This is a genomic window from Novosphingobium sp. TH158, assembly GCF_002855555.1.
Taxonomy (GTDB): Bacteria; Pseudomonadota; Alphaproteobacteria; order Sphingomonadales; family Sphingomonadaceae; genus Novosphingobium.
In genome coordinates, this window is sequence record NZ_PKRT01000001.1 from 150107 (window position 1) to 170106 (window position 20000).

Sequence of the window (20000 nt, forward strand, 5' to 3'; positions counted from 1 at the left end):
AAGCAGGTTTCCAGTTTAAACAAAGCTGTAAGGATCGATATCCACCGCAACTCTTACGTCGCGGGAAAACCGCAGCGGCTCAAGCCATTGGCGGATCACGTGCTGCAATTCGGCCGATCGGCGCGCGTTGATCAGCAGGCGATAGCGATAGCGCCCGCGCAGCAGGCTGAGCGGGGCTGGGGCGGGGCCGAGGATCAGAACGTCGGGCAGGTCTGGCCGCGATGCGCCGATGGCCCGGGCGGCATCGCGCGCCTCTGCCTCTTCCTCGGCGGATACGATGATCGAGGCCCAGCGACCGAACGGGGGTGCCATGGCATCGCGGCGCGCCTCGGCCTCTGCGGCGTAGAAGGAATCGCGATCGCCGCTGGCCAGGGCTTCGATCACCGGTGCATCGGGATGGCGCGTCTGGATCAGGACTTCGCCCGGCTTTTCGCCGCGGCCCGCACGCCCGGCAACCTGGGCGATCTGCTGATAGGTCCGCTCGCCTGCCCGCAGGTCGCCGCCTTCCAGCCCGAGATCGGCATCGACCACGCCGACCAGCGTCAGTTCGGGGAAGTGATAGCCCTTGGTGACCAGCTGGGTGCCGACAATCACGTCGATCATCCGGTTTTCGGCTGCCTCGACGAATTCGGCGATCTTTGCCGGGCTGTTCAGCGTGTCGGAGGTTACCACGGCGATGCGGGCCTCAGGCAGCAGTTCGCGCACCTCATCGGCAATGCGTTCCACGCCGGGGCCGCAGGCAACCAGGCAATCGGCCGTGCCGCATTCCGGGCAGGCTTCGGGAATGCCGGTTTCATGGCCGCAATGGTGGCAAGCCAGCCGCCGCGACAGGCGATGCTCGACCAGCCAGGCCGTGCAGTTGGGGCACTGGAAGCGATGGCCGCAGTTGCGGCAGAGCGTCAGCGGCGCATAGCCGCGGCGGTTGAGGAACAGCAGGCTCTGCTCACCGCGTTCCAGCCGCTCCTTCAGTTCCTTGACCAGCCTGGGCGCCAGCCAGCGCCCGCGCTCCGGCTGTTCGCTGCGCAGGTCGACGATTTCGACATGGGGCAGGGTCGCGCCGCCGAAGCGGGCGGGCAGGTCGATCTTCTCGTAAATGCCTGCCTCTGCCAGCTGCATCGATTCAAGCGCCGGGGTTGCGCTGGCAAGGATTACCGGGATCTGTTCGAACCGGGCGCGGATCACCGCCACGTCGCGCGCGTTATAGCGCACCCCGTCATCCTGCTTGAAGGAAACCTCGTGCGCTTCGTCCACGACGATCAGGCCCAGCCGCGCATAGGGCAGGAACAGCGCCGAACGCGCGCCGATCACCACCTGCGCCTCGCCCGAGACGATCGCCCGCCAGGCGCGCCTGCGCTCGGTGCTTTTCAACGAGGAGTGCCACAGGACAGGAGGCACGCCGAAGCGCGCTTCGAAGCGGCGCAGGAAGTTCTCGGTAAGCGCGATTTCGGGAAGCAGGACCAGCACCTGCTCGCCCCGCCGGATGGCTTCGGCAACGGCCTCGAAATAGCACTCGGTCTTGCCCGATCCGGTTACACCGTCGAGCAGGAAGGGCCGGAACCCGGCGGAGCGAATGGCCCCGATGAAGCGATCGGCGGCAGCCTGCTGGTCCGGGCTGAGCACCGGCTCGGCAAATTCCGGGCGGGCGCGGGGGTAGGGGCGGTCAAGATCGACGACGACCGGTTCAAGCAGCCCGGCACCTGCCATGCCGCGCAGCACGCCTTCGGAAACGCCGGCCTTCTCCGCCAGTTCGCGGATCGTTGCCTGCTCTCCCTCCAGCGCTTCGATCGCGGCGGCGCGCTGCGGGGTCAGGCGCGCGGGCACTTCGCCGGTGAGCCGGTATTCGGTCATCGTGCCGCCGCCGCGCAGGGCAGCCGCCGAGCCCAGCGCCATGCGGGCAACCGAGGTGAGCGAGGCGCAGTAATAGTCTGCTATCCACTCTATCAGGCGGCGCAGGGGCGCGGGCAGGGGGGGCACCGGCAGCACCTCGATCAGCGCGCGCAGCCGGCTTTCCGCAACCTGGTCGCCGGGCAGGCGTTCGGGTTCCCAGACGATTCCAAGCACCTGCCGCGGTCCCAGCGGCGCGACGACTACGCTGCCGGGTTCCACCACCATGCCATCGGGCACGCGGTAATCGAGCACCGGCAAGGCCTGGTTGAAGACAAGGAGGCGAACGCGAGACATCGGCATCCCCTATATGGGGTGGCGCGAGGCTGCGACAGGGCTATAGGCTCATCCACAAGATTCGAGACGATGGAACCTGCGCCATGAAATTTTTCGCCGACACCGCCGAAATCGCCGACATCAAGGAACTGGCTGCTACCGGCCTGCTCGATGGCGTGACGACCAATCCCTCGCTGATCATGAAGTCGGGCCGCGATTTCATGGAAGTGACCAAGGAGATCTGCGGCATCGTCGACGGCCCGGTCAGCGCCGAAGTGGTTGCGCTGGACCACGAAGGCATGATGCGCGAGGCGGAAGTGCTGCGCAAGATCGCCGACAATGTCTGCATCAAGGTGCCGCTGACGATTGACGGCCTGAAGACCTGCAAGGCGCTGACCTCGGACGGCACCATGGTCAACGTCACGCTGTGCTTCTCTGCCAGCCAGGCGCTGCTTGCCGCCAAGGCGGGGGCCACCTTCGTTTCGCCCTTCGTCGGTCGTCACGATGACAACGGCTTCGACGGCATGCAGCTGATCAGCGACATCCGCCTGATCTATGACAACTACAACTTCGGCACCGAAATCCTTGTCGCTTCGGTCCGTCACGGCATCCATGTTCTCGAAGCCGCCAAGATCGGCGCCGATGTGATGACGGCGCCCCCTTCGGTCATCAAGGGGCTGGTGAAGCACGTCCTGACAGACAAGGGCATCGAAGGCTTCCTGGCCGACTGGGCGAAGACCGGGCAGTCGATCTAAGGGACGACCTTGGCAGACGAATCCCCTCTCGACCGGTTCAAGTCCGTCCTTACCGGCGCCAGCCGCGCCATCGCGCGCGAGCCGGAGCTGGAAGTTGCCTGGACGGCCGACAATCCCGTCATGGCGGGCAATACGATGCGCGTGCCCATGCCCGGACGCGCCTTGCCCAAGGGGCAGGTTGCCGAAGTGCGCGGCTTTGCCGACAGTTTCGCGCTGAAGCTGAGGCACCACAACGAAGTGCTGCACGCACGCGCTGCGCCTTCCGAGCCTTCAGCCCGCGCCTGCTACGATGCGATCGAAGCGGTGCGGTACGAGGCGCTGGGCGCGCGAGCCTATCCGGGCATGCGCGCCAACCTTGATGCCGCACAGGCCGTGCGCGTGGGCAGCGATCCGATCACCCGTGCCACGGCATCGTCCGAAGTGCCGATCCAGACCGCGCTTTCGCTGATGCTGCGCGAGCACCTGACCGGCCAGCCCGTGCCCGATGCGGCGCGTGGCGGCGTGGAAATGCTGCGTGCCTGGATCGAGGAGAAGACCGGCGGCGATTTCGATGCGCTCGCCGCAACGCTTGATGATCAGAAGGCCTTCCAGGGCCTGGCGCTGGACATGCTCCAGCATCTCGAACTCACCCGCGCCGAACCGCTCGAACAGGAACCGAACGAGCCTGATGACCAGGATGGCGAGGACGAGACCGAAGATGAAGAGGACGGCGGCGAAAGCGGTGCCGAGCAGCAGCCGCAGGAAGTCGCCGCCCAGCCGAGCGAGGGCGAGGACGAGAACGAGAGCGATTCGCAGCGCGAGGAAGGCGACCAGCCCGAAGAAGCCGAACCCGGCGACGAGGGCGAGGAAGGCATGCTTCCCGTTCGCCCCAACCGGCCGTGGACCGAAGATCCTTCGACCTTCGATTACAAGGTGTGGACCGACAAGTTCGACGAGGTGATTGCCGCCGGCGAACTCTGTGACGAGGAAGAACTGACCCGCCTGCGCGCCTATCTGGATGCGCAGCTGAAGGGCCTGCAATCGGTGGTCACGCGCCTCGCCAACCGCCTCCAGCGCCGCCTGATGGCGCAGCAGAACCGCTCTTGGGATTTCGACCAGGAAGAGGGCCTGCTCGATGCCGCGCGGTTGGCGCGCGTGGTGATCTCGCCCGGATCGTCGCTGTCCTACAAGGTGGAACGCGATGTCGAGTTCAAGGACACCATCGTCACCCTGCTGATCGACAATTCGGGTTCGATGCGCGGGCGCCCCATTTCCATCGCCGCCATCAGTGCCGACGTGCTCGCCCGCACGCTGGAGCGCTGCGGCGTGAAGACCGAGATCCTCGGCTTCACCACCCGCGCGTGGAAGGGCGGGCAAAGCCGCGAGGCATGGCTGGCCGGCGGCAAGCCCGCACAGCCCGGCCGCCTCAACGACCTGCGCCACATCGTCTACAAGAAGGCGGACGAGCCCTATCGCCACGCCCGCCGCAACCTTGGCCTGATGATGCGCGAAGGCCTGCTGAAGGAAAACATCGACGGCGAGGCGCTGCTGTGGGCGCACACCCGGCTGCTCGCCCGGCCCGAGGATCGCCGCATCCTGATGGTCATCTCCGATGGCGCGCCAGTGGACGATTCGACGCTGAGCGTGAACTCGGCCGGCTACCTTGAGGCGCACCTGCGCAAGGTGATCGACTGGATCGAGCGGCAGTCACCCGTGCAGCTGGTCGCCATCGGCATCGGGCACGACGTGACCCGCTATTACCGCCGCGCCGTGACGATCATGGACGTGGAGCAACTGGGCGGCACGATGATCGAACAGCTGGCTGGCCTGTTCGAAAGCGATTGACGGTTGTTGGCTGGCAGGTCGGGAAATCACCAGTCATACAAGCACTTGCTCTTGCATTGAACGGGGCGTCTGGCAGACTGCCAGAGGGAATGATCGGGGGGGCAGGGGTGCACAGGTTTGCCATCGGCGCGGTTCTGGCCGCATTGGCCGTGGACGCGGGCAGCGTGCAGGCATCGGCTGATCCTTCTGCCGTATCCTGCACGGACTGCGTCCCTGCACTGACCCCGGTCGAACTGATGATCGACGCGCACCTGGGCAGCAAGCTGAGCACCACGGGCGCGGTTTTTCCGCTGCATCTGGCCAAGCCGATTGTCATCGCCGGTCGCGAAGTGGTCGCCGCCGGGGCAGTGGGCGAGGGCGAGGTGATCCACGCCAAGAAGGCCGGGGGCATGGGGGCTGCGGGCGAGCTGGTTCTGGCCGCCCGCTTCATCACGGTCGATGGTCGCCCGCTCAGGCTGCGCTCGATGCGCATGGCCATGGCCGGCAAGGATGCAATCCATACGGTGGATACGATCAATGCCGCTTCGGCGGCGAGCCTGCTGCCAATCGGGCTCGTCGGGTTCTTCATGAGCGGACGCAATGTCGTGGTGACCAAGGGAACGGTGGCCGAGGCCAAGACCGCGGCGGACTTTCCGCTCTCGCCACCGGGGCCTGACGCCACTGCGGCGCCAAAAATCAATGCGGAACCGGCGCCTGCCGATCCCGCCAAACAAGGGGAATGAAGGATATGAGGATGCTGGGCATTTCGGCGGCGGTTGCGCTGCTTGCAGGGGGGCTGGTTTCCGCCCCCGCGCTTGCCGGAGACAAGAAGGAGCCAGTCGTCATCCCTAAGCCGCCGGCGGGCAAGGGCCAGATTGTGTTCTATCGCACCGGCACGATCATGGGCGCGGCCATGGGCTGTTCGGTCAATGAAAAGGGCCAGAAGATCAGCTCGCTGGGCGCAGGGCGCTATTTCATCCTCGTCACCGATCCGGGCCGTCACGAATACATGGTGAAGAGCGAAGCCAAGGATTTCCTGGCACTCCAGGTCGAGCCGGACGAGACCCAGTACGCTATGTGCAAGATCAAGATGGGCATCATGGCGGGCCGGCCCGACCTGCAACCTTCGACCGAGGCCGATTTCATCAAGGCGGGCACGGACAGGCTGGTCGATGCGGAAGACATGGGCCCCGGGCCGGGTGCTCTGCGCCCTGACGAGGTGAAGGCAGCGCTGGCCGCACAGGCACCGGCCGCCAACTGATCGAAGAGCGAGCCGGGCGGGGTGCTGGTCTTCGATGGCAGCGCCCCGCTTGACCTTTCGCGCGCCTGCCGTAATCCGGCGCCGCCATGACCGATCCAGCACCTCTCCGCCTGTTCAACAGCCTCACACGCCAGGTTGAACCGTTCCAGCCCGTCCATCCCGGAGAGGCGCGGGTCTATTCGTGCGGGCCGACGGTCTATAACTACCCGCATATCGGCAACATGCGCGCCTATGTCTTTGCCGACGTGCTGGGCCGCACGCTCAGCTTCAAGGGCTACAAGCTCACCCATGTCATCAACATCACCGATGTCGGCCACCTGACCGACGACGCCGACGCCGGCGAGGACAAGATGGAGAAGATGGCGGCGGCGAGCGCGAAGTCGATCTGGGACATCGCCGAGCATTACAAGCAGGCCTATTGGGCAGACGTGCGCGCGCTCAACATCCGCCAGCCGGCGCAGTGGACCGTCGCCACCGATTACGTTCCGCAGATGATCGAGTTCGCCAAGGGCATTGCCGACAAGCACTGCTACGAGCTGGAATCGGGCCTCTATTTCGATGTCTCGACCGTCGCCGATTACGGGCGCCTTGCGCGCGCCGTCACCGAAGAGGGCGAGGGCCGGATCGACGAGGTGGAAGGCAAGCGCAACGCGGCTGACTTCGCCATCTGGCGCAAGACCCCGGCGGGCGAGAAGCGGCAGATGGAATGGGATTCACCCTGGGGCCGGGGCGCGCCGGGCTGGCATCTGGAATGCTCGGTCATGTCGGGCGAGGTGCTGGGCTTCCCGTTCGACATCCACACCGGCGGCATCGACCACCGCGAGATCCACCACCCCAACGAGATCGCCCAGAACCAGGCGCATTGCTGCACCAATGGGCTGGACGAAGCCGCCAATTCCGGCGCGAAGATCTGGATGCACAACAACTTCCTGGTCGAGCGCTCGGGCAAGATGAGCAAGTCGTCGGGCGAGTTCTTGCGGCTGCAACTGCTGATCGACAAGGGCTATCACCCGCTCGCCTACCGCATGATGTGCCTGCAGGCGCATTACCGCAGCGAGCTGGAGTTCAGCTGGGAAGGGCTGCAGGCGGCGCTGGTGCGGCTGAAGCGCCTGCTCATGGCTGTTGCCGGGCTGCGCGCCCAGACTGTGCCCGCCGACGTGGCCGGAGCGAAGTTCACCCCGTTCCTCGAACGCTTCGATGCCGCTGTTGCCGACGATCTGAACACCGCCGTTGCGCTTACGGTGCTGGAAGACGTCGTTTCGCTGAAGAAGGTGGACGCGGCTGAAAAGCTCGCTGCAATTGCGGCGATGGATGCCGTCCTGGGCCTGAACCTGATGGCCACGGCGCGTGAAGACCTGCGCATCCGTCCCAAGTCTGCCACCATAGACGAAGCCGAAATCGAGGCCACGCTCGCCGCCCGCAAGGAAGCGCGCGCGGAGAAGGACTTTGCCCGTTCCGATGCCCTGCGCGACGCGCTTGCCGCCCAGGGGGTCGAGGTGATGGACGGCGATCCGCTGGGCTGGGAATGGAAGCTGGGGTGAGGGGGCAATGACCGTCGCGGTGCTCAATGGCCTGATCCGCCCGCTGCTTGAAGGGCGGCTGCCGGACTGGGTCGAACCGCGCTGGTTCCTCTCCACCAAAGAGCTGCTCGCCCTCGCGCCCGAGGCGGAGATCGGCTGGTTCGATACCTATGACCTGCCGGCCCGCGCCGAATCCGCGCGGCGGGCAGTGAAGCTCAGATGGATGAACACCCTGGGCGCCGGAGTGGAAGAACTGCCGCTCGACGTGTTCCGCACCAATGGCGTGATTCTGACCAACGGGGCGGGGATCAACGCGGTGACCATCGCCGAATATGCGGTCATGGGAATGCTGGTGATGGCCAAGGGCTACCGCCAGGTGATCCGCGCGGCTGACCGGCAGGAATGGCTGACCGATTCACCGGGCAAGGCCGAACTGCAGGGCAGCAAGGCGCTGGTGATCGGCGCGGGGGCCATCGGCGGCGGCATTGCCGAACGGCTTGCGCCCTTTGGCGTCGCGGTGACGAAGGTCCGCCGGCATCCCGGCGAGGGAGAGCTTGGCCCGGACGACTGGCGCCCCCACCTTGGCGAGTTCGACTGGGTAATCGTGACCGCGCCTTCCACCGCCGAAACGCGGCACATGATCGGCGAAGCGGAACTGGCCGCGATGAAGGCCACCGCCGTGCTGATGAACTTCGCGCGCGGCGATCTGGTGGATCAGGAAGCGCTGGTTGCGGCGCTGAAGGGCAGGCGCATCGGCGGGGCATGGCTGGACGTGACCGATCCCGAACCGCTGCCGCCGGGCCATGAGCTGTGGACCGTGGAGAACGCGCATATCTCCATGCACCTTTCGGGCCGGGCACAGAACATGATGTTTATCCGCAGTGCAGAGCGGTTCCTTGCCAATCTTGATCGCTGGCACCGCGGCGAACCGCTGCACCATGTCGTGGACCTGGCGGCAGGCTATTGAGCCTGCCCGCGCGGGCGGTGGAACCAGCAGTTCACGGCAAAGCGCGCATCTTCGAAACGGTCACCCTCCGGCGTCGAGATCGGCTTTACCTCGTGCATGGCAAAGCTGGGGAAGGCGACCAGCCGGTTGTCGGCGGGATCGATCACCAGCGGCTCTCCCGGGCCGAAGGGATAGATCGCAATCTCGCCCCCGGTGAACCGGCGCGGCGCGGCATGGAAATAGTAGACCATGGTCAGCACGCGGTCGCTCTTCTGGTCCGCCCGGTCGGCGGCGGTGAAGGTGTCGAGATGCGGCAGGAAGAACGACCCCTGCCGGTGCGCGACCAGTTCAAGCTCTGACCGGCGCAGTTCGAACGAGGGGATGCCCAGCTGCCCGCACAGGTCTTCGCGCTGCGCCTCGAAAATGGTCGCGAAGCGTTCCTTCAGCGGGCCGAGGCCGGCTTCGCAGGCCCATGACTGGCGCGTTCCCGGCTTGTAGCCATCGCCGCCCGCATTGCGCACGCTGGTCGGCAGGAACCGGTCCTCGCTGGCAAGGGTATGGGCCAGCAGCCGATCGTGCAGGTCCTGCGGCAGGAACCCGTCGATCACCAGGTGCGGGGGATATTTCGCCACGGAACCTCCGGATGCGCTTGCGGAAAAATGCCTAGCAGCGCGCCTGCATCGCCGCAATCGGGCGGTATCACACCTCGTCCAGCAGCAGGAATTCCACCTCGATCTCGCACTGCGGCACGGGCAGCATGGTCATCCGCACCTCGGTGACGGCGGCATCGGCGACGAGCACGCCCGAGATGTCGAATTCGTGCTCGGGAAGGGCCTCGATGAAATGCTCGGCCGCAACGATTGCTTCTGCGCCATCAAACAGCAGCGCGGCGGTGTGGCGCGATCCGCAGAAGGTGGCGCTGGCCCAGGGCCGCTCAGCATGGCGAAGCAGCTGCGCATGGCGGCCGGCCAGCGTGATCGTGCTGTCCAGCAGGCGCACCCAGGGGCCGCGCCGACGCTGGCGGCCGATGGTTTCCTGCATGCCGCGCGCCGCGTCGAGATCAATTTGCATTGGCCGATTCTCCATAAGTGTTCATGAAATGTTCCACCCGTTTTTCCGTTTCCGGCCGGGGTGTGCGACCATTGCGCAGGTCGCTGACGAAACGCGGATCGTGGGCGGCAAGGCGCCCGAACTTCGTCCAGGGCATGCCCGTCTGGCGAAGGAATTTTTCGATCCGGCGTATCAGCATCACTTTCTCCTGCGACGAGTCGGTGTAGGAATAATCCTGTAGCTGCCGGTCGAAATCCTACTTGTCTAGGAAAAATACATCGTCTAGGAAAAATCGCATGAACAGCGTCGATCCCCGCAGGCGACTGCTTGAACTGGCCGAGGCTTCGGGCACCAGCCTTTCGGCGCTTTCCGCAATGCTGGGGCGTAACACTACGTATTTGCAGCAATTTGTTCGCAAGGGCAGTCCGCGCAAGCTGGAGGAGAATGACCGGCGCAAGCTCTCCGCCTATTTCGGCGTGCCCGAATCGGAGCTTGGCGCGCCAGAGGAAATTTCCCGTCCCGCTCCTGCCGCCAGCCGGTCCGCCGCTTCAGTCGCCAGCCACGTTGCCGTGCCGCGCCTGCCGCTCGATGCATCGGCGGGGCAGGGGGCTTTCGTGGGCGAGGAAGTGCCGGTGGACACGATCTTCTTTTCCACCCGATGGCTGCGGGCGCAGGGCTTCGATCCGGGCAAGCTCAGCGCGATCGCCGTGGTCGGCGATTCGATGGAGCCGTTGCTGCGCGACGGAGACGATATTCTTGTCGATCATACCCCGCGCCCGCTACACGATGGCATCCACGTGGTTCGCGTGGGAGAATCGCTGCTGGTAAAGCGCGTGCAGACTGGGGCGGGGGGGAAAATCGTGCTGGAAAGCGTCAATCCCGCCTATCGCCCGATCGAGCTGTCGCTTGACGAGGTGGAAGTGGTCGGTCGCGTCGTCTGGAAGGGCGGCCGGATTTGACCGCGCCGCGCACCCGCACCCGGGCAGCCGTCTGGATGGTGCTGGTTGCCGCTTTTCTCGACATGATGGCCATGGGCATCGTCATGCCCGTGCTGCCCGGCCTGATCGAGGATCTGACCGGATCGGTTGCCGCAGCGAGCGTCTGGACGGGGATCGTCGGCAGCCTGTGGGCGTTGATGCAGTTCCTCTGCGCGCCGGTGCTGGGCGGCCTTTCCGATCGTTTCGGGCGCAGGCCGGTCATTCTCATTTCCACTGCCGGACTGTCGCTGGACTGGGTGCTGATGGCGCTGGCGCCAAATCTGTGGTGGCTTGTCGCAGGGCGCATCATCGGCGGGATTACCTCCGCCAGCGCCACCGCCCTGTTCGCCTATATGGCAGACGTGACCGCGCCGGAGCAGCGCGCCCGCGCCTTCGGGCTGATCGGCGCGGCCATCTCGGCAGGCTTTGTCCTCGGCCCTGCGCTGGGCGGCGTTCTGGGGGATATTTCTCCGCGCCTGCCGTTCTGGGTCGCGGCCGGTTTTTCCGCGGCCGCCTTCGTCTACGGCCTTTTCGTCCTTGGCGAATCGCTTGAGCCGGCGCGCCGCAAGCCGTTCGTCTGGCGCGCCGCGAACCCGTTGGCCGCGCTGCACATGCTGGGCTCCCGCCGCGAGCTTTCGGCGCTGGCGCTCAGCGTGCTGCTGCTGACCTTTTCGCATCGCCTGTTCTTGACCGTTTTCGTGCTGTTCGCCGGGCACCGGCACGGCCTTTCAACGCTGGAAGTCGGCGTACTCCTCACCTTTTCGAGCTTGCTCGACCTCGCCATGCAAGGCGGTGTCGTCGGCCCGGCAACGGCGCGCTTCGGCAACCGGCGGGTGACCATTGTCGGCCTGTGCGGCGGCGCGTTCAGCTTCCTGGCCATGGGCCTTGCGCCCGGCCCGGTGTGGTTCGTTGCCGCCATGGTGCCAGCCGCCCTGATGGGGCTGGCGGAGCCGACGCTGAAGGCCACGCTTTCCGGCCGTGTCCCGGAGAACGAGCAGGGCCGCTTCCAGGGCGCGATGCAAAGCCTTGCCAGCATCGCCGGGATCACCGGGCCGGTATTCTTCGGCTGGGTCTACGCGCGCTCGGCGGAAAGCGTGCCGGGGCTCAGCTTCTTCATTGCCGCAGCGATCCTGTCAGGCGCGGCTGTAGCAGCCGCCATCGGGGCAAGGGAGCCCGCGCAGGCCAACGGGGCAGGGGCCGCACCTTCGGGCAATTGACGGCTTGCCCTGCGGCCCGAGCGACGGCAGAGCAGGTGCATGACCAGTCCTGATGCAAGCCAGCCGCCGCTTCGTGCCGCCATCGTTCCCGTCACGCCGTTCGAGCAGAACTGCTCGCTGCTGTGGTGCACCAGCACGATGCGAGGGGTGCTGGTCGATCCGGGAGGCGATCTTGACCGGCTGAAGGCAGCCGTGGCGAAAGCCGGCATCGCGGTGGAAAAGCTGCTCGTGACGCATGGCCACATGGATCACTGCGGCATGACCGGCGTGCTGGCGCGCGATCTTGGCGTGCCGATCGAAGGCCCGCACGAGGATGACCGGTTCTGGATCGAAAGCCTCGACGATCCTTCCAAGCGCTATGGGCTGGAAGGGGAAAGCTTCGAGCCGGACCGCTGGCTGGTCGACGGTGACACGGTGAGCTTCGGCGAGATCGAATTGCAGGTGATCCACTGCCCGGGGCATACGCCGGGCCATGTCGTGTTCTTCCACGAGCCGTCGCGGCTGGCGGTGGTTGGCGATGTGCTGTTCCAGGGATCGATCGGCCGTACCGATTTCCCGCGAGGCAACCACGATGACCTGATCGCCTCGATCACCGAAAAGCTCTGGCCACTGGGCGGGGATGTCACCTTCATCCCCGGTCATGGCCCGACGAGCACCTTCGGCCACGAAAGGCTGACGAACCCCTTCGTGGCCGACAAGCGCTTCGGCTGACCTACATCTTGCCCAGCGACGCCATCACGGCGACGACGACGAGAACAATGCTCATCAGCATGGCGGTGATTACGCCGATGGGGCGACCAGCCTTAAACGGGCCATCCATGCCGATGGCGTGACAGATGCGCCCGATCATGAAGACCGCGCCTGCCGGGGCGAGCCAGGCGCCGCCCTTGCCGGCCAGCTCCACCAGGCCGATGCCAATGAGAATCAGCGGCGTCTGCTCGACGAAATTCAGCTGCGCGCGCATCCGGCGCATGATCATTTCATTGCCGCCATCGCCGACCGAGACATTGTGGGCGTGGCGCAGCTTGCCGATGCGCATGCCCAGCCAGAAATTGACGACCAGCGCGGCAGCCGCAAGGCACAGCGTGGTCGGAAGCAAAACGTTCATGGATATTCTCCCCCTTAGTCGTTACCCGAAAGGTCGCTCGAACCTAGCCCAATCCAAGCGGGTTGCAACGGCGCTGAAATAGTCTATAGGCGCGCCTTCGCTGTCGCCGGTCCTTTGGTCCACGGGCGGCAAACCGACCCATATTCGTATTTGCAGGAACAGGTGCCGCAATGGCTGTCCCCAAAAGAAAAGTTTCGCCGTCCCGCCGGGGCATGCGCCGCAGCCACGATGCGCTGAAGGCCGAAGCCTTCCACGAATGCGGCAACTGCGGTGAGCTGAAGCGTCCGCACCACATGTGCAATGCTTGCGGCCACTACAACGGGCGCGAGATCGTCGCTGCCGGGCTCTAAGCCCGAAATCCGGGGGGAATTCCGCACATGAGCCTGCCGCGTATCGCCGTCGATGCGATGGGCGGCGATGAGGGCGTGCGCGTGATGGTCGAAGGCGCGGCACTGGCCCGTCGTCGCCACGAAGGATTCAAGTTCCTGCTGGTGGGTGATGAGGTGCGGATCAAGGCCGCGCTTGAAAATCACCCCAACCTGCGCGCCGCCAGCGAAATCCTCCACGCGCCCGAGACGATCTCGGGCGAGGAAAAGCCCAGCCAGGCGCTGCGCCGCGCGAAAAACACGTCGATGGGCATGGCGGTGAACGCCGTGAAGGCCGGCCATGCCGGCGCCGCAGTCAGCGCCGGCAATACCGGCGCGCTGATGGCCATTTCCAAGCTGGCGCTGCGTACCATGCCGGGGATTGACCGGCCCGCGCTTGCCGCCCTGCTGCCGACCCTTGGCGAAAACGACGTCATCATGCTCGACCTCGGCGCCAATACCGAGTGCGACGCCCGCAACCTGGTCCAGTTCGCGATCATGGGCGCGGCCTATTCCCGGATCGTCACCGACCTCGACAGCCCGCGCGTCCGCCTGCTCAACATCGGCACGGAAGAGACCAAGGGCACCGAATCGCTGCGCGAAGCGGCAGCCATGCTGAACCGCGCCTCTGACGAACTGGCGATGACCTTCGACGGCTTCACCGAGGCCGACAAGATCTGCCGGGGCGATGTCGATGTCGTCGTCAGCGACGGCTTTTCCGGCAATATCGCCCTTAAGGCAGTGGAAGGTACGGCCCGCTTTGTCGGTGACCTGCTGAAGCGCGCCTTCACCAGCTCGCTGCGTTCGAAGTTCGGCTTCCTCGTCTCTCGTCCGGCGACCGAGCTGCTCAAGGGGCATCTCGATCCGAACAATCATAACGGCGCGGTATTCCTCGGCCTCAACGGGGTGGTGGTGAAAAGCCATGGCTCGGCTTCGGCGCTGGGTGTCGCCAATGCCGTCCACGTCACCGCGCGCCTGCTTGAGGAAAACCTGATCGAGCGTATTTCAGGTGACCTGGCCAGGCTCGGCGCCGATAACCTGCGTAATGGACACGCACCGAAGGGAGTGAGCGAATGACCCGGCTGTCGGTCATCACCGGAACCGGATCGGCGCTGCCCGCGCGCCGCGTCGATAACGATGAAATGGCGCGGATCGTCGATACCAGCGACGAATGGATCAGCACGCGATCGGGCATTCGCAGCCGCTATTTCGCGGGCGAGGGCGAGACCACCGGTTCGCTGGCGACCGAGGCCGCCCGCAAGGCGCTTGAAGCGGCCGGCATCAAGGGCTGCGACATCGACCTGATCGTGCTGGGCACGACCACGCCGGACCAGACCTTTCCCGCCACCGCTACCACCGTGCAGCAGGCGCTCGGCTGCAATGGCGGCGTGGCTTTTGACGTTCAGGCCGTCTGCTCGGGCTTTCTCTATGCCCTGGGCGTTGCCGATTCGATGCTGCGTTCGGGCATGGCCAATCGCGCGCTGGTGATCGGCGCGGAGACGATGAGCCGGCTGCTCGATTTCGAAGACCGCGCGACTTGCGTGCTGTTCGGTGACGGGGCCGGGGCCATCGTGCTCGAAGCGCAGGAAAACGACGGGGAAAAGCCGCGCGGCATCCTGGCGACCAAGCTGCACGCCGATGGCGCGCACAACGAACTGCTGTTCACCGATGGTGGTGCATCCACAACGGGCACGATCGGCAAGATTCGCATGTCGGGCAACCAGGTGTTCAAGCACGCCGTCCAGAACCTTTCCTCGGTTCTCAAGGAAGTGCTGGATATGTCCGGAACGGATGCTTCCGAAGTGGACTGGGTCGTGCCGCACCAGGCCAACGCCCGCATCATCGAAGGCACGGCCAAGAAGCTCGGCCTGCCGATGGACCGCGTGGTGATGACCGTGGACCAGCATGCCAACACTTCGGCGGCCTCGGTTCCGCTGGCGCTCGACGCGGCAGTGCGCGATGGCCGGATCAAGCCGGGACAGCTGGTCGTGCTGGAAGCGATGGGTGGCGGCTTTACCTGGGGCGCCAGCCTGGTTCGGATGTAGAACCACCATTTCGAAATCGATTTTCTGCTAATCCTCCAAGCGATTGCGTTGCATTTCGCATGATTTGGCGTATCGTCCGACTCGTGGGGGTCGCACATCACAAGGGGAAAGGAGCAGATGCGCTCCATGAGCACTTTGACGCGAGCTGACCTGGCCGACGCCATCAACCGCAAGATGGGCCTGTCCCGAGCGGAATCGCTTGGACTGGTCGAATCGATTCTCGGCCATATGAGCGATGCTCTGGCCGGGGGTGAAAACGTGAAGATTTCCGGTTTCGGCACTTTCCTGCTGCGTGACAAGGCGCAGCGGATCGGTCGCAATCCGAAGACCGGCGTGGAAGTGCCGATCACGCCGCGCCGCGTGATGACCTTCCGTGCGAGCCAGATGCTCAAGGACCGCGTCGCCAAGGGATGAGCGACGCCGGCGATACCTTGGTCCGGGATGGCAAGGCGCCTGACGCGCTGCGCACGATTGGCGAGGTCGCCGCGGCGCTGGGCATCCGGCAGCACGTCCTGCGCTATTGGGAAGAGCAGTTTCCCATGCTCAAGCCGCTCAAGCGCAGCGGCGGGCGGCGCTATTACCGGCCCGAGGATATTGCCCTCGTCGAGACGATCGACCGGCTGGTCCACAAGGAAGGCTATACCCTGAAGGGCGCCAAGGGCGTGCTTTCGGGCAAGGGGGCTAAGGTGGCTCTGGCCGCAACGCCCGTCACCATTTCGAGCGAAGCCCCGGCAATCCCGCTTGCGCCGCAGCCTGCGGAAGGCGGCGTGCCGGTTGAACAGCTGGTGGCAATCCGCGACAGGCTGGCAGCGGCGCTCGACGCCTGATTTACCAGTCCGCCGGCTCCGGCCCCAGTTCAGGATCGAGATCGCGCGGCCGCACAAGGTGCACCAGCCGCGCGCAGCCGTCTTCCAGGTCTGCCCAGCGATCGATATCGCACTCAAGCACGGCATAGGCAGCGGTGGGGAACTTTTCCTCGACGATGGCCCGCAGCGGACAGGATCCGTCATCCGGAACAAGATCGAAAATCAGGTCTTCAAGGCCGGGATTGTGGCCAACCATCAGCACGCTGTCGATGCTGTCGGGTACCTCGTGCAGGACTTCGGCAAGGATGACCGAACTGGCAAGGTAGATGCGCCGGTCCCATACCACCGGAACGTCGCGCCCTGCGGCCTTGCCCGCCAGTTCGATCGTTTCGGTGACGCGCACGGCGGGCGAGGCGAGGATGCGCTGCCAGCCCACGCCGTGTTCGACGATGTGCTTGCCCATCAGCGCCGCGCCCTTGCGGCCGCGTTCGTTCAGGCCGCGGTCGAAATCGCGGGCGCGGGCATCGTGCCAGTCCGATTTGGCGTGGCGGAACAGTCCGAGCAGTTTCATTCGCAGCGCTTCATTCGATCACGGGCTCGCTATCTTGCTGCACGCCTGAAGCACGCACAGCGACCCGTTGTAAAGCCTCGTCCAGCGTCAACCGCGTGACAGGCGTGCCCGGCGGGAAGGCCGAGAGCAGGCGGCTGGGAAAGGCGGCGGAGAGCACCACGAAGGCACCGTGGTCCTGCTTGCTGCGGATCAGGCGGCCGAAGGCCTGCGCCAGCTTGGCGCGGATGATCCGGTCATCATGGGCAGAGCCGCCGTTTGCCGCGCGCCGGGCGCGATGCAGGATCGAAGGCTTGGGCCAGGGCACCTGTTCCATCACCACCAGCCGCAGCGAATGGCCGGGCACGTCCACCCCGTCGCGCAGGGCATCGGTGCCGAGCAGGCTGGAGCGGGGATCGTCGCGGAAGATATCGACCAGCGTGCCGGTATCGATCGGATCGACGTGCTGGGCGTAAAGCGGCAGCCCGCCGCGAGCCAGGCGATCGGCGATCCGGCCATGCACCGCGCGCAGGCGGCGGATCGCGGTGAACAGGCCCAGCGCGCCGCCCCCCGACGCCTCGATCAGCCGGCCATAGGCCCCGGCCAGTGCGGCGATATCGCCTTTGGGTACGTCGGTAACGATCAGCACCTCGGCCTGCCGGGCATAGTCGAACGGGCTTTCCGCCAACGAAAGGTGCGGCTGGACATCGACATGGCCCGCGCCAGACCGGCTGATCGCGGCTTCCCAGTCATCCCCATCGCGCAGGGTTGCGGAGGTGAGCATCACCCCGTGCGAGGGTTCGAGTACCACACGCGCAAAGGGCTTCATCGGATCGAGGTAATGGCGATGGATGCCGACATCGAATTCGCGCGCATCGCCCCGCTCGACCGCGAGCCAATCGACAAATTCGGGGTCTGCCGGCCCGCCCAGCCGCTCAAGCAGGGCTTCCCATGCGCCAAGCAAGTCCACCCGCCAGGCAAGCGAATGGCGCGCGCCCTCGATCCGGGCCCGGCCGGGGCCGTCCAGCCAGTCGGGCGGTTCGGCGAGCATCGCTTCGAGCCGCACGCCGAGCCGGATCAGCGGGCTGCGCAGTTCCGCCAGTGCGGACTGCGCCGCCCCGGCCAGTTCGATGAAGGACCCGTCAAGCTGCGCCGCCTCGGTTTCCAGGCCATAACCGGCTTCCTGGCCGCCGCTCTCGTCGCGGGCGTAAGTCACGGTGCGGACCGCGTTGAGCAGCTCTTCCAGCGGACCCGAAGGCATCGAATCGTTAAGCCGCTGCAGCCAGCCATCTCCTGGCAGGGCTTCTGCCGCATGGCGGGCGGCGGCAATCGCCTTGCCCCCGGCTTCGTCATAGCTGGCAACATCGGCAAGACGTGCGGAAAGCCCCCGGCGGCGGCCCTTCGACCCGCGCTCAGGGCCGATCACCCAGCGGCGCAGTTCGATCAGCTCGCTTCCCGTGAGGGCGGCGGCAAAGGTGGAATCGGCTGCTTCGAACACGTGGTGGCCTTCGTCGAAGACCAGCCGGGTGGGCCGCTGGGCATGGTCCCGCCCGCGCGCTGCGTTGACCATGACCAGCGCGTGGTTGGCGATCACCAGGTCTGCCTGCGCCGAGGCCCGGGCCGCGCGCTCGATGAAGCATTTGCGGTAATGCGGGCACCCGGCATAGACGCATTCGCCGCGCCGGTCGGTAAGGGCGGCGATGCCGCGCTGGCGGAACAGGGTGCCGAGCCAGCCCGGCAGGTCGCCGCCGATCATGTCGCCGTCCTGGCTGAAGGCCGCCCAGCGCGCCACCAGCTGCGCCAGGATTGCCGCGCGGCCGGAAAAACCGCCCTGAACGGCATCTTCAAGGTTCAGCAGGCACAGATAGTTTTCGCGCCCCTTGCGCACCACCACAGGGCGGCTGCCGTCACTGCGCGTTGCCGGCCAGGCGCGCGCACTTTCGCGCCGCAACTGGCGTTGCAGGGCCTTGGTATAGGTCGATACCCAGACCGTTCCGCCCGAAAGTTCGGACCACAGCGATGCCGGGGCGAGATACCCCAGCGTCTTGCCGATGCCGGTGCCGGCCTGGGCCAGCAACAGGTGCGGGCGTCCTTCGCGCTGGCGCGGGGCGAAGACGCGGGCGGCATTGGCGGCATAGGCCTGCTGGCCGGCGCGCACTTCCGCCCCGCTGCCGGTGAGCTGCGCCAGCCGGGCAGTCACCGCATCCTCGGCAAGCTGGACCTGGCCGGGCTGAGGCCGCTCGGGCGCTTCGTCCCATTCCGGCAGGCGGGCAAAGAGGCCGCGCTCGTTGCGTTCGGGCCGGACAACGCGCGGGGCAAGCAGGGGCGCCCAGGGCCAGCGCAGTCGGGTGAGCGATTGCAGGGCAGACCACGCGCCTTCTCGCTCACGCCATTCGGCGGATTCGCATGTAGCGAGCAGCACTCCCGCAGCCTGTTGTAGCAGGGCAGGCACGCCATCGTCGCCGGCCGGCTCGGCAAGGCCGAGTGCGTGGGCAAGCCCCTTGGGCGTCGGCACCATGAACCGTGCGGGATGGATGAAGGCGAACAGTTCCAGCAGGTCCAGCCCCGAAAGGTCGGGATAGCCGAGGCGGCTGGCCACCAGCGGGGCATTGAGCATGATCAGCGGCGTATCGGCCGCCGCCATGATCGCCTCACCCTTGGCCGCAACCCGCGTGGTTCCGGCACCATCGCGCAGCCAGCAGCCGGAGTGGCTGGCGTGAATCGCGGGCAGGGGAAGCGGTTCGGGCATCTCGGCCCCGCTTAGAACGGAAATGGAACAGCGGGCAAGCGCGCGCCGATGATCAGGCGGGGGAACCGGCCCTGGCAGCGGCGGCGTCGATCAGCAGACGTTCGAGAGTGGCGACCTCGGGCACGCCTTCAACCATGAAGCGTTCGGTAATCCGGTCGCCATCGCTATCCACATAGCTGTGCGTCTGGATCGACAGGTGGCCCCAGCCATCCGGGCCCGCAGTGCGGCTGACAGGCCCGATCTGGTGGATAAGCACGGTCTCAACCGCGCGCGTCCTGCCATCGACCAGACGGATCAGCCGCTTGTCCGTCAGGCCATAGGCGGTCTGACGGGCCTGGCGCATCGCCTTGATCGGTCGCCACAGCATCCATAGCCCGATCGTGACGAACGGCAGGCCGAAGATCGGAAAGACGATGCCGAAACCGATCTGCGCGGCATCGGGCGTTTGATCGTCAAGGAACCAGGGCAGCAAGGTGGCCGATTCCCAGAACAGGGCAAAGACGGTCCAGGGGATGGCGAACAGCCATAGGCTTAGTCCGCGCGTAAGCTTGCCAGCGCTGGGGCTGGCGCTCCACAGCAGGCGTTCTCCGACGAGCAATTCGCGCCTCAGGGCTTGGTCGAGCGACGGCTCCAGCATGGTCTGGGTTTTACCGGCTTCAGGTTACCATCGGGTTCACCTGCAGGCACTCCG

The 20000-nt window shown here is 66.0% G+C and carries 22 protein-coding genes; 14 read left to right on the forward strand and 8 right to left on the reverse strand.

Going from position 1 to position 20000, the window contains the following annotated elements; all coding sequences use genetic code 11:
• Positions 1–15 precede the first annotated feature (15 nt).
• Entirely contained in the window at positions 16–2181 is a 2166-nt protein-coding gene (locus C0V78_RS00865) for a primosomal protein N' (protein ID WP_101798118.1), read from the reverse strand.
• An 83-nt stretch (positions 2182–2264) separates the two neighbouring features.
• Here C0V78_RS00865 and fsa point away from each other — a divergent pair, with 83 nt between their 5' ends.
• The 6 genes from fsa to C0V78_RS00895 all read left to right on the forward strand — a co-directional run bounded on the left by fsa (position 2265) and on the right by C0V78_RS00895 (position 8466).
• Entirely contained in the window at positions 2265–2915 is a 651-nt protein-coding gene (fsa, locus tag C0V78_RS00870) for a fructose-6-phosphate aldolase (RefSeq protein ID WP_101796005.1), read from the forward strand.
• 9 nt (positions 2916–2924) lie between these two features.
• Positions 2925–4739 carry a cobaltochelatase subunit CobT gene (gene cobT, locus C0V78_RS00875; protein ID WP_101796006.1) on the forward strand — a complete coding sequence of 605 codons (1815 nt, stop codon included), beginning with the start codon at positions 2925–2927 and terminating at the stop codon, positions 4737–4739.
• Between the two features lie 89 nt (positions 4740–4828).
• A complete protein-coding gene (locus C0V78_RS00880) occupies positions 4829–5461 on the forward strand; it encodes a hypothetical protein (RefSeq protein ID WP_101796007.1) in 633 nt (210 codons plus the stop codon).
• Complete coding sequence (locus C0V78_RS00885) at positions 5458–5979, forward strand: DUF2846 domain-containing protein (RefSeq protein WP_101796008.1); 522 nt, start codon at positions 5458–5460, stop codon at positions 5977–5979. Before C0V78_RS00880 ends, C0V78_RS00885 begins: the two co-directional genes overlap by 4 nt.
• Positions 5980–6065: 86 nt before the next feature.
• Positions 6066–7520, forward strand: a complete 1455-nt coding sequence (gene cysS / locus C0V78_RS00890) for a cysteine--tRNA ligase (RefSeq protein ID WP_101796009.1) — start codon at positions 6066–6068, stop codon at positions 7518–7520.
• Positions 7521–7527: 7 nt separating this feature from the next.
• Positions 7528–8466: a D-2-hydroxyacid dehydrogenase gene (locus tag C0V78_RS00895; protein ID WP_101796010.1), complete on the forward strand. Its 939-nt coding sequence runs from the start codon at positions 7528–7530 to the stop codon at positions 8464–8466.
• On the opposite strand, the gene C0V78_RS00900 is transcribed toward C0V78_RS00895, so the two are convergent.
• The 3 genes from C0V78_RS00900 to C0V78_RS00910 form a co-directional block, all read right to left on the reverse strand.
• Positions 8460–9077, reverse strand: coding sequence for a 2OG-Fe(II) oxygenase (locus C0V78_RS00900; RefSeq protein WP_158241445.1), 618 nt, complete (start codon positions 9075–9077; stop codon positions 8460–8462). The genes C0V78_RS00895 and C0V78_RS00900 overlap by 7 nt on opposite strands.
• A 67-nt stretch (positions 9078–9144) precedes the next feature.
• Positions 9145–9516: a hypothetical protein gene (locus C0V78_RS00905; RefSeq protein WP_101796012.1), complete on the reverse strand. Its 372-nt coding sequence runs from the start codon at positions 9514–9516 to the stop codon at positions 9145–9147.
• Complete coding sequence (locus C0V78_RS00910; RefSeq protein ID WP_101796013.1) at positions 9506–9694, reverse strand: hypothetical protein; 189 nt, start codon at positions 9692–9694, stop codon at positions 9506–9508. The genes C0V78_RS00905 and C0V78_RS00910 overlap by 11 nt, the downstream gene beginning before the upstream one ends.
• Before the next feature lie 97 nt (positions 9695–9791).
• Between C0V78_RS00910 and C0V78_RS00915 the strand changes: the two genes are divergently transcribed.
• Genes C0V78_RS00915 through C0V78_RS00925 form a run of 3 tightly spaced genes read left to right on the forward strand, consistent with a single transcriptional unit; the run spans position 9792 to position 12400 of the window.
• The gene (locus C0V78_RS00915; protein ID WP_101796014.1) at positions 9792–10454 is read left to right on the forward strand and encodes a S24 family peptidase; all 663 of its coding nucleotides are present in this window, start codon (positions 9792–9794) and stop codon (positions 10452–10454) included.
• Positions 10451–11689, forward strand: a complete 1239-nt coding sequence (locus tag C0V78_RS00920; protein WP_144039813.1) for a TCR/Tet family MFS transporter — start codon at positions 10451–10453, stop codon at positions 11687–11689. Before C0V78_RS00915 ends, C0V78_RS00920 begins: the two co-directional genes overlap by 4 nt.
• Positions 11690–11728: 39 nt before the next feature.
• Positions 11729–12400: an MBL fold metallo-hydrolase gene (locus tag C0V78_RS00925; RefSeq protein WP_101796015.1), complete on the forward strand. Its 672-nt coding sequence runs from the start codon at positions 11729–11731 to the stop codon at positions 12398–12400.
• 1 nt (position 12401) lies between these two features.
• Here C0V78_RS00925 and C0V78_RS00930 read toward each other — a convergent pair whose 3' ends face one another.
• On the reverse strand, positions 12402–12797 hold the full coding sequence (locus tag C0V78_RS00930) for an MAPEG family protein (protein WP_101796016.1): 396 nt from the start codon (positions 12795–12797) through the stop codon (positions 12402–12404).
• A gap of 170 nt (positions 12798–12967) precedes the next feature.
• Between C0V78_RS00930 and rpmF the strand changes: the two genes are divergently transcribed.
• The 5 genes from rpmF to C0V78_RS00955 all read left to right on the forward strand — a co-directional run bounded on the left by rpmF (position 12968) and on the right by C0V78_RS00955 (position 16034).
• Positions 12968–13147 carry a 50S ribosomal protein L32 gene (gene rpmF, locus C0V78_RS00935; protein ID WP_101796017.1) on the forward strand — a complete coding sequence of 60 codons (180 nt, stop codon included), beginning with the start codon at positions 12968–12970 and terminating at the stop codon, positions 13145–13147.
• 27 nt (positions 13148–13174) lie between these two features.
• On the forward strand, positions 13175–14239 hold the full coding sequence (plsX, locus tag C0V78_RS00940) for a phosphate acyltransferase PlsX (protein ID WP_101796018.1): 1065 nt from the start codon (positions 13175–13177) through the stop codon (positions 14237–14239).
• On the forward strand, positions 14236–15207 hold the full coding sequence (locus tag C0V78_RS00945; protein WP_101796019.1) for a beta-ketoacyl-ACP synthase III: 972 nt from the start codon (positions 14236–14238) through the stop codon (positions 15205–15207). The genes plsX and C0V78_RS00945 overlap by 4 nt, the downstream gene beginning before the upstream one ends.
• A 117-nt stretch (positions 15208–15324) precedes the next feature.
• The gene (locus C0V78_RS00950; protein ID WP_101796020.1) at positions 15325–15621 is read left to right on the forward strand and encodes an integration host factor subunit alpha; all 297 of its coding nucleotides are present in this window, start codon (positions 15325–15327) and stop codon (positions 15619–15621) included.
• Positions 15618–16034, forward strand: coding sequence for a MerR family transcriptional regulator (locus C0V78_RS00955; RefSeq protein WP_101796021.1), 417 nt, complete (start codon positions 15618–15620; stop codon positions 16032–16034). The genes C0V78_RS00950 and C0V78_RS00955 overlap by 4 nt, the downstream gene beginning before the upstream one ends.
• Position 16035: 1 nt before the next feature.
• On the opposite strand, the gene C0V78_RS00960 is transcribed toward C0V78_RS00955, so the two are convergent.
• The 3 genes from C0V78_RS00960 to C0V78_RS00970 are packed head-to-tail and all read right to left on the reverse strand — an operon-like array spanning position 16036 to position 19946.
• Positions 16036–16584, reverse strand: a complete 549-nt coding sequence (locus tag C0V78_RS00960) for a histidine phosphatase family protein (protein ID WP_101796022.1) — start codon at positions 16582–16584, stop codon at positions 16036–16038.
• A gap of 10 nt (positions 16585–16594) precedes the next feature.
• Complete coding sequence (locus C0V78_RS00965; RefSeq protein WP_101796023.1) at positions 16595–19309, reverse strand: ATP-dependent DNA helicase; 2715 nt, start codon at positions 19307–19309, stop codon at positions 16595–16597.
• A 52-nt stretch (positions 19310–19361) separates the two neighbouring features.
• Positions 19362–19946: a hypothetical protein gene (locus tag C0V78_RS00970; protein ID WP_101796024.1), complete on the reverse strand. Its 585-nt coding sequence runs from the start codon at positions 19944–19946 to the stop codon at positions 19362–19364.
• Positions 19947–20000 lie beyond the last annotated feature (54 nt).